7 protein-coding genes and 1 pseudogene are annotated in these 9,109 nt (G+C 66.1%); 6 read left to right on the forward strand and 2 right to left on the reverse strand.

The window, feature by feature from the left end:
* Positions 1–171: 171 nt before the first annotated feature.
* From AAHS21_RS28000 to AAHS21_RS28015, 4 genes are read left to right on the forward strand one after another with little or no spacing between them, the layout of a single operon-like run.
* Positions 172–864, forward strand: a complete 693-nt coding sequence (locus AAHS21_RS28000; protein ID WP_342930766.1) for an HAD family hydrolase — start codon at positions 172–174, stop codon at positions 862–864.
* On the forward strand, positions 861–2,288 hold the full coding sequence (locus AAHS21_RS28005) for an MFS transporter (protein ID WP_342930767.1): 1,428 nt from the start codon (positions 861–863) through the stop codon (positions 2,286–2,288). The genes AAHS21_RS28000 and AAHS21_RS28005 overlap by 4 nt, the downstream gene beginning before the upstream one ends.
* Positions 2,285–3,370: a zinc-binding dehydrogenase gene (locus tag AAHS21_RS28010; RefSeq protein ID WP_342930768.1), complete on the forward strand. Its 1,086-nt coding sequence runs from the start codon at positions 2,285–2,287 to the stop codon at positions 3,368–3,370. The genes AAHS21_RS28005 and AAHS21_RS28010 overlap by 4 nt, the downstream gene beginning before the upstream one ends.
* A gap of 1 nt (position 3,371) precedes the next feature.
* Positions 3,372–4,535: an alpha-D-ribose 1-methylphosphonate 5-triphosphate diphosphatase gene (locus tag AAHS21_RS28015; RefSeq protein WP_342930769.1), complete on the forward strand. Its 1,164-nt coding sequence runs from the start codon at positions 3,372–3,374 to the stop codon at positions 4,533–4,535.
* Between the two features lie 25 nt (positions 4,536–4,560).
* Here AAHS21_RS28015 and AAHS21_RS28020 read toward each other — a convergent pair whose 3' ends face one another.
* Together AAHS21_RS28020 and AAHS21_RS28025 are read right to left on the reverse strand one after the other, a co-directional pair.
* Positions 4,561–4,941: a hypothetical protein gene (locus AAHS21_RS28020; protein ID WP_243393722.1), complete on the reverse strand. Its 381-nt coding sequence runs from the start codon at positions 4,939–4,941 to the stop codon at positions 4,561–4,563.
* Positions 4,942–5,349: 408 nt separating this feature from the next.
* Positions 5,350–5,949 carry a TetR/AcrR family transcriptional regulator gene (locus tag AAHS21_RS28025; protein WP_342930770.1) on the reverse strand — a complete coding sequence of 200 codons (600 nt, stop codon included), beginning with the start codon at positions 5,947–5,949 and terminating at the stop codon, positions 5,350–5,352.
* 183 nt (positions 5,950–6,132) lie between these two features.
* Here AAHS21_RS28025 and AAHS21_RS28030 point away from each other — a divergent pair, with 183 nt between their 5' ends.
* Positions 6,133–8,358 (forward strand): acyl-CoA dehydrogenase, encoded by a 2,226-nt coding sequence (locus AAHS21_RS28030; protein WP_342930771.1) that lies wholly within the window; start codon positions 6,133–6,135, stop codon positions 8,356–8,358.
* Positions 8,359–8,380: 22 nt separating this feature from the next.
* A pseudogene (locus tag AAHS21_RS28035) lies at positions 8,381–9,019 on the forward strand (thiolase family protein); the annotation flags it as partial.
* Positions 9,020–9,109 lie beyond the last annotated feature (90 nt).

Raw genomic sequence — 9,109 nt, forward strand, 5'->3', positions numbered from 1 at the left:
GAGTTGTTCGGACAACTGCGACGAAATCGGCCGTCAACGTTCACCTTTCGTACACCTAGGCGAAGCCGCCGCGCCAGGGCTCAGCCAGACGGTTTCAGCAACGCGCGGTGCGGTACTCAGATGCCCGGCGCCGACCTACCTGCCCGACGCTGGCGCCCAGAGGAGACGGACATGATCAGACTGGCCTGCCTGGACATGGCGGGCACCACCGTGCTCGACGACGGTGCCGTAGCCGATGCGTTCGACGCGTCCCTGTCGTCGTCAGGGCTGTCTACCGGCAGCCCCGACTATCAGGCGGCCCTCCGCTATGTCCACGAGACGATGGGACAGTCGAAGATCGAGGTGTTCCGGGCCATCTTCGACGGCGACGTGCAGCGCGCGGAAGCAGCCAACGCCGCGTTCGAAGCGGCCTACGTCGAAGTCATTCAGAGCAACCGGGTGGCGCCCATCCCGCAGGCCGCCGAGACCATCGAAAAGCTCCGCGGATCGGGCTGCGCCGTCGTGCTCACAACGGGCTTTGCCCCGACCACTCGCGACCGCATCATCGCGGCCCTGGGGTGGGGCGACCTGATCACACATGCGTTGTCACCGGCGGACGCCGGCCGCGGACGGCCCTATCCCGACATGATCCTCACGGCTTTGCTGCGCACCGGAACCGAAGCCGTCGACCAGATCGCCGTCGCCGGCGATACCACCAGCGACCTGTGGGCCGGTTCGCGAGCCGGCGCGGCGATCGTGGCCGGCGTCCGGACCGGGGCACACGGTGATGCCGACTTCGCGACCGTGCCCCACACTCACGTGCTGGACTCGGTCGCCGACCTGGTCGCCTGCATCGACGCCCATAACCAGGCGGTGCCGCGATGACGACGCCGGCCACAGCCGGGGTGCGGGCGCGGCTCGACGATGCGCCGGTCAGCCGGTTTCATCTGAAGGCCACCGTCACCGCGGGCATGGGATTCTTCACCGATTCCTACGACCTCAACGTCATCGGCACGGTGACCCTGTTGGTCAAGCCCGAATTTCATCTGTCGGCAGGACAGGTCGGGGCGCTGACCAGTTCTACCTTGCTGGCGGTCGCGGTGGGCGCATTCCTGTTCGGGCGTCTTGGCGATCTGTTGGGCCGCCGGCGGGTTTACGGGCTGGAGGCGGTGCTGATGGTCATCGGTGCGCTCGCCTCAGCCTTCGCCCCGAACTTCATCAGCCTGCTGATCGCCCGTGTCGTCCTCGGGATCGGTATCGGCGGCGACTATCCGGCCTCCGGGGTGATCATGACCGAGTACGCCAACCGGCGAAATCGCGGTCGGTTGGTCGGATTGACCTTTCTGTTCTACGTTTTCGGACAGGTCGCGGCCTACGTGGTCGCGCTTGTCATCGTCGCTCTTGGCACGTCGCCGGGGCTGTCCTGGCGGCTGATTCTCGGCCTCGGGGCGATCCCGTCATTGCTGGTGCTGTGGAATCGCCGGCACATGCCGGAATCCCCGCGGTGGACCCTGGTCGTGGCCGGCGATGCCGACCGGGCGGCGCGGGATCTGAGCGTGTTCTCCGGAAGCACGGTAGAGCCAGCAGTCGCAGACCGCGCGCCCGGATCAGTGACATTGTGGAAAGCCCTGCGCTCCAAATCGTTTCAGCTGACCCTGCTCGGCACCGCGGGTAGCTGGTTTTTCTTCAATGTTGCCGTGTACGGAAATTCGGTGAGCCAGCCGCTGCTCATCAAGAGCATTGCGCCGCACACCAGTATCGTCACCAACATGGCGATCAACGCCGCGCTGGTGGTGTGTTTCAGCCTGGTCGCCGCGCTCGTTGGCCTTGCGTTGTTGGACCGAATCGGCCGTAAACCATTGCAGATGATCGGATTCAGCCTCTCCGCGTTGTCGATGGCGTTGATCGCCGCGATACCGGGGCTGACGTCGACGGTGACACCGTTCGCGGTGGTCTTCGGGTTGTCGCTGTTCGGCATCGCCGTCGGACCCAACTACACGACCATGCTGTTGGCCGCGGAATCGTATCCGACCGCGATCCGCAGTACCGCACACGGGATTTCGGCCGGGACCGCGAAAGTGGGCGCATTCCTGGGCGCTCTGATTACTCCGGTGGCCCTCGCCCACCTGGGGTTGCGACCGACGGTGCTGATCGCCGGTGTGTGCTTTGCGCTCGGCATCGTCGCCACCACGCTGCTGGCCGAGCCCAAGGACGTCGCGCTGGATACCGTCGACGTCGGGTCGGGGCCACGCAAACGGGGCGCTCGCAAGGTGATTGCGCCGACGGCGTCGCAACCGGTGTCGGCATGACGGCAGTCAACGGCGCCGTGGCCGCGCGGTATGCGCGCTGGGACGGGGTGGGGCTGCCGATCACCGTGGTGACCACCAGTGCGGCGACCGACCCGGGCCCCGGCCGGGTCCTGGTCGCAGTCGATCTGGCCACCATCTGTGGGAGCGACCTGCACACCGTGAGTGGACGCAGGGACGCTCCGCACCCGGGCATCCTCGGCCACGAACAGGTCGGTCATGTAGTGGCCATCGGTTCCGGCGGGCGGCCCCGCTATCCCAACGACACCGAGGTGGCCGTCGGAGACCGGGTCGTGTGGTCCATTACGGCGTCCTGCGGACGATGCCGCAATTGCGTGTGGGGCTTGGAACAAAAGTGTCTGCATCTCAAGAAGTACGGTCACGAGGCACTCGACAGCGCCTGGCCGCTCAACGGCGGCTTCGCCAGTCACTGTGTTCTGTTGCCGGGCACCACGATTGTCGAGGTACCCGATAGCGTGCCGGACACCGTGGCCGCACCCGCGTCGTGCGCTACCGCGACCGTCGCGGCGGTGTTCGACGCAGCCGAACTCGATCGCCACCGCGATCCCACCCGGATCCTGATCACCGGTGCGGGCATGCTGGGAGTCACCGCCGCAGCGATGGCCGATGCACTCGGTGCCTGGGTTGCGGTATGCGATCCGGACCCGGCGCGGCAGGAAACGGCGTATAGCTTCGGTGCCGACCTGGTTGTCGGTGATCCCGAAGACGTGCCGCCGGTCGACGTGGCGCTGGAATTGTCGGGAAGCCCGTTGGCCGTCGAAGCCTGCATCTCCAGCTTGGATGTCGGGGGCCGGGCCGTCCTTGCGGGATCGGTGGCCGCCAGTCAGCCCATATCGATCGACCCGGAGTATCTGGTCCGAAATCTCATGACAATCACCGGAGTGCACAACTATCGCCCCCTGCATCTTCGGGCTGCCGTCGATTTCCTGGTCGCTCACCACGACCGCTATCCCTTCGCCGGGCTCGTGTCGGCGGCGGCCGATCTGGATCACCTCGACGACGCGTTACGCCGCGCGGCAGCGTCGCGATCACTACGTCAATCAGTTGCCCCACAAGATGATTAGTATGCGAGCGGCCCGGGTGATCACCGGGACTACGGAACAGGTAGACCGCGACGAAGCGGTCGGGCCCCGTTGGGTGACGATCGAAGACGGCTGCATCAGCTCCGTCGACACCCAGCCACCACCCCATTCGAAGCAAGTCGATGTGCGCCCATTGCAGCTTTGGCCGGCGTTCACCGACCTGCACGCGGATTCGTTGCCACGCTTTGAATCTCCGCGGCCTGCAACGGTGATACCGCTCGACGCCGCGTTGGAGGACTTCACGACCGACGCGGTTGCCCACGGCGTCGTGCGTCCATACTTGTGCATCTCGGTGGGCGAAGGACCCGACACGGCCGACGGATATCGTCGTGCCCATTGCGTGCTGCAGACCCTGCACCGGGTCGCCGGGGATCTCCCGGTGACAGTGCCGGTCCACCTTCGGGTCGACGTCAGTGACCCCGAATCCGTGGACGGCACAGCCGAACTGCTCCGCCAGCACGGCCGCCGAATCGGGCTGCTTTCGGTGATGGACCACACCCCGGGTCAGGGGCAATACCAAACCGAACGGGCATGGCGTCCGGCGATGGGGACCAGGCTGTGCCTGGACGACGACGAACTCAACCGCTGGCTGGCGACGTTGCATCGGCATGCCACCGGAACACCGTTGCGCCGCAGACAGATTGCCCGGTTCGCCGCAGCGCACAACACGGTCTTCGCCACACACGACCCGGACAGCGAAAGCGCCGTCACCGAGGCGGCCGCGATGCGGGCCAGCATATGCGAGTTCCCCCTGACCCTGGATGCTGCTGCGGCAGCACGCAATAACGGACTCGCCGTCGTCATGGGCGCACCCAACGCGTGGCGCGGTTCGTCGCATTTGAGCAACCTGTCCGCGCGGGAGGCCATCGAGGCCGGCGTGGTGGATGTGCTGACCTCGGACTACCACAGCGGGTCACTGGCCCGGGCCGCCGTGGCGATCAGCGAGGCGGGGGTGGCCTCGATCGACTCCGCGGTGGCCATGCTCAGCACGCATCCGCGCCACGTCGTTGCGTCCTCGAGCTGCGAAATCGGGGGGCTGACACCGGGTCAACCCGCCGACCTGGTCGCGGTCCGCACCGAGCCGATGGCCGCAGTGGTGGCAACCTGGTCGTCGGGCCGGCAGGTCAGCGGTCCCGCCCTTTGGTGACGCGCCCCGCGGAAAGCGCGACTCGTCAGTACGGTGAGGACTGCTGGGCCAGGTTCAGCAGCGCGTAGGCCGCGCACAGCAGGAAATTCAATGCGAGCAGCGTCATGCCGGCGATCAGTAACGATCGGGCGCCCTCGCGTCTCATCTGGCGGTACTTCGCGGTGCGGGCTTCCCGATCGAGTTCGGCTGCGATCAACGCGAATCGGAGATTGGCTTCTTCACTGGCCGCACACGGTGCGCCGGCCAGCATCGCGCGTAAGCGGGCCGGCGAAGTTTCGACGCCGACGCGCGCGAAGCGGTGGCAAAGCCGCCGCGCGTGCCTGCGGCCGAGGTCTTCACCGCGCATGTCCAACTGATGCGAGAGTTTCGCTCGCTCATTCCCCCACGGACTCGGCCGGTTGGTCATGCTCCGAAGCCTAATTCGCTCGCGCCGGGTTTGGGATAGCCGCGCGACTACCACCTTGAGTACCGCGGCAATCGGCGACGCAGTTGCTCGGCATAGCAGTTTGCGAGTTCGGCACCCGCTGAATAGACAGATCCATTGCTGGACTCCTGGATAGTCGTCCGATCGAGGTACTCAACGGATCTTTACATCCGGCCGGATCGAGGTCCAATCCGAATTGGTGATACCGATAATCCGTCTAGATGATGCGGTATGCCAGCCATTTTCGCGGCGACCGGGGCGCCGCCACCCAACGTTTGAATGAAGCCGTGAATCTCGCGTCGGGCCGAGATATGGCTCGCCGATCTAACTATTTTTCGGGACACGCGGACGGCATTTCAGCATCGATCCCGATCACGCAATACCGCGTCTTCAGCGTGTGCGCTGCAAGGACTCGACGATGATTTGCGTGGTCAATTCGGCTCGCCGTCGTGAATACTGCCGCGCGTCCGAGAGGATCGGATATACCACGCCGCCGACAATGGCATCGGCCGCCGACTCGGCGGTGGCCGCATCGATGCCGTCAGCCAACAGTCGGGAGCGAACGCTGTCGTGCAACGGCAAACTGAATCCGGCGCGCAACTTGACTGCGGTCTCCTCATGCTCCATGCAGGCGACGGTCAACGTCCGCAGCATCGCCGAACCACGCTCCGTCGTCAGCGTCGAGGTCAGCTTGCGCACCCATCTCAACAGGTCGGCGGTCAGGTCCTCGGTGTGGTCGACCGACGCGAGGATCTTGTCGGCGTCTTCCAGCATGACGTCGGCCACCAACGCCGGACGACTGGGCCACCACCGATAGATCGTCTGCTTGCCTACCCCGGCGCGCGCGGCGACCGCCTCGATCGTCAACCCGTCGAATCCGCGTTCGAGAAGTAGCTCGCGCGTGGCGGTGACGATGGCCGTCCGCGACTTCTCGCTGCGGCGTCTCGGTGAGCCGGCCGGTGGGCTCGCCTGGGTGAGATCGGTTGGCATCTGGTGATCCTCGTCTGTCAGGTCCCTCGCCGTCCTCGCCGCGGGCCGCGGGGCTCGGGGTCGCTTTGCAGATCTCGACCCGCCCCGGTAATCTTCCACAAGACGAGACGGTTCGTCTTGTAAGACGGAAGGATATCAGCCGGTGCGGCCGAAGCCCATGTTCGCCACTGCGCGGACGCGGTCATGACCCTGGGACTGACCCCCGAGCAGCAGGATCTCAGCGAAGCCGTCGGCCAGTTCGCCACCCGGCACGCACCGATCGCTTCGACACGAGACGCTTTCGCCGCCCTGGCGACCGGTCAGCTTCCCGAATGGTGGGACGCATTGGTGGCCAACGGTTTTCACGCGGTGCATCTTCCGGAGAATCTCGGTGGCCAGGGCGGGCGGCTGATAGATGCCGCATGTGTCCTGGAGTCGGCGGCCAAGGCGCTACTGCCCGGACCGCTGCTGCCGACGGTAATCACTGGAGCCGTCGCGCTGCTGGCCGATCCGAAACCGGCGGCGGAATCGCTGCTGCGAGAGCTGGCGTCCGGGGCGCCCGCCGTTGTGGTCCTACCCGACGGCGGAGACTTTCGGGCGCGCCCCGATGGCCAGGGTTGGCTGATCTCCGGCACCTCCGAGGTGACCGCGGGCGCGTGCTCGGCGCGGGTGCTGCTGGTCGCCGCCCGCAGCGACGGCGGCGACGTCGTATGGGCCGTTGTTCGCGTCGGAAATTCAACGACGACAATCGAATCCATCCCGGGCACAGACCTGGTCACCGATATCGGAATCGTGCGGCTGGCCGAGTATCCGGTGGCCGAGTCGGATGTCCTCACCGGTATCGACCCCGATCGCGCCGGGTGCCTCGCGGTAGGGCTGGTGGCCAGTACCACCGCCGGCATCGTGCAGTGGTGCGTCGAGGCGGTTACCGCGCACCTGCGCACCCGGGAACAGTTCGGCAAGGTGATCGGCACTTTCCAGGCGTTACAGCACAGCGCCGCAACGTTGTTGGTCAATAGTGAGCTGGCCACCGCGGCGGCCTGGGATGCGGTTCGTGCCGCGGACGAGTCACTCGAGCAGCACCAGCTTGCGGCGGCCGGGGCGGCGACGATCGCGGTCTCGCCGGTGCCGGACCTGGTGCTCGACGCGTTGACGATGCTCGGCGCGATCGGGTTCACCTGGGAACACGACATGCACCTGTACTGGCGGCGGGCCATCAGCCTGGCCGGATCGATCGGACCGGCGAACCGCTGGGCGCGTCGGCTGGGCGAGGCCACGTGTACCCGGACGCGCGACATGTCGGTCAACCTTGGCGACGCGGAAGCCGAATTCCGGTCGTGGGTCGCCGAGACGCTCGATGCCGCGATGCAGCTGCGCAACGACACACCGGCCCCGCACGGTGACTACGAGGACCAGGCCTCCGGGCCGCAGCGAACGCTGATCGCCGACGCCGGCCTGATGGCGCCGCATTGGCCGGCGCCGTGGGGCGTCGACGCGGATCCCCTCAAACAGCTCATCATCGACGAAGAGTTCGCCAAGCGACCCGGTCTGGTGCGGCCGTCGCTCAACATTGCCGAATGGATTCTGCCCTCAGTACTGGCTGCCGGTTCAAAAGACTTGCAGGAGCGCTTGATACCGGCGACCCAACGCGGTGAGATTCATTGGTGCCAGCTGTTCAGCGAACCGGGAGCCGGTTCCGATCTCGCATCGCTGGCCACCAGGGCGAGCAAGGTCGACGGCGGCTGGAAGATCAACGGACACAAGATCTGGACGTCGCTGGCGCAATACGCCGACTTGGGCGCCCTGTTGGCGCGCACCGACCCGGAAGCCAGCAAGCACCGCGGCATCGGCTATTTCCTGATCGATATGCGCTCGCCCGGCATCGAAATCCAGCCCATCAAGACGGCCACCGGGCAGGCACACTTCAACGAAGTTTTCCTCAACGACGTCTTCGTCCCTGACGAGATGCTGCTGGGTGGTCCGACCGACGGCTGGAGTCTCGCGATTGCCACCATGGCCGAAGAGCGTTCGGCCATCAGTGGATACGTGAAATTCGACCGGGCCATAGCGCTGCGCCGCCTCGCGTCGGAACCCGGGCCTGACCGCGACGACGCGCTGCGCGAGCTCGGTGAGCTTGACGCCTACACCAATGCCATCCGGGCACTCGGGGTGCGCGAAACCATCCGGCTGCTCGACGGTCAGGCATCGGGCCCGGCGTCCAGCATCGCCAAGGTCGCGATGAATGTGCTGCTGCGGCGGACCTTTCAGGCGACGCTGCAGCTGACCGGGCAGGTCGCGATGGTCGACGATGACGATGCCGCGGTTGTCGAGCCCTACCTGCATCTCCCGGCCGAGCTGATCGGTGGCGGGACGAGGGAGATCCAGCTGAACATCATCGCGCAGATGATTCTGGGACTTCCCCGCAAGTAAACTCCGAAAATAAGGACACGCCATGGGATTACGCGGAGAAGCCGCGATAGTCGGCTACGTCGAGCTGCCTCCCGAGCGGCTGAACAAGGCGTCACCGGCGCCCTTCGTCCTTGAGCAATGGGCCGAGCTCTCCGCCGCGGCACTCGACGACGCGGGACTACCGGGTGAGGTCGTCAACGGGATCGTCGCTTCCCACCTGGCCGAGTCGGAGATCTTCGTCCCCTCCACGATCGCCGAATACCTGGGCGTGGGTGCACGATTCGCCGAGCATGTCGATCTCGGGGGAGCCAGCGCCGCGGCCATGGTGTGGCGGGCGGCCGCGGCTGTCGAGCTCGGCATCTGCGACGCCGTGCTGTGCGCGTTGCCGGCCCGCTACATCACACCGATGTCGAAGCAGAAGCCCCGGCCGATGGTCGATGCCATGTTCTTCGGCTCGTCGAGCAACCAATATGGCTCTCCGCAAGCCGAATTCGAGATTCCCTACGGCAACCTCGGGCAGAACGGGCCGTATGGCCAGGTGGCCCAGCGTTATGCGGCGATCTACGGCTACGACGAGCGGGCGATGGCCAAGATCGTCGTCGACACCCGCACCAACGCCAACCACACCGACGGCGCGATCTGGAAGGACAAGCCGCTCACGGTCGAGGACGTGCTAGCTAGCTGTTGCGGGTCATGACGTTGTAGACGCCGACATGGTCGGGATGTGAGGAGGACGGGTCCTTCGGCGGCAGGATGAGAAATCGCCAAACCC

The organism is Mycobacterium sp. 050272, from assembly GCF_039023525.1.
Classification (GTDB): domain Bacteria; phylum Actinomycetota; class Actinomycetes; order Mycobacteriales; family Mycobacteriaceae; genus Mycobacterium.

Coding starts and splice junctions, on each gene's coding strand:
- AAHS21_RS28000 (WP_342930766.1), top strand. CDS start 172: ATGATCAGACTGGCCTGCCTGGACATGGCGGGCACCACCGTGCTCGAC.
- AAHS21_RS28005 (WP_342930767.1), top strand. CDS start 861: ATGACGACGCCGGCCACAGCCGGGGTGCGGGCGCGGCTCGACGATGCG.
- AAHS21_RS28010 (WP_342930768.1), top strand. CDS start 2,285: ATGACGGCAGTCAACGGCGCCGTGGCCGCGCGGTATGCGCGCTGGGAC.
- AAHS21_RS28015 (WP_342930769.1), top strand. CDS start 3,372: ATGCGAGCGGCCCGGGTGATCACCGGGACTACGGAACAGGTAGACCGC.
- AAHS21_RS28020 (WP_243393722.1), bottom strand. CDS start 4,941: ATGACCAACCGGCCGAGTCCGTGGGGGAATGAGCGAGCGAAACTCTCG.
- AAHS21_RS28025 (WP_342930770.1), bottom strand. CDS start 5,949: ATGCCAACCGATCTCACCCAGGCGAGCCCACCGGCCGGCTCACCGAGA.
- AAHS21_RS28030 (WP_342930771.1), top strand. CDS start 6,133: ATGACCCTGGGACTGACCCCCGAGCAGCAGGATCTCAGCGAAGCCGTC.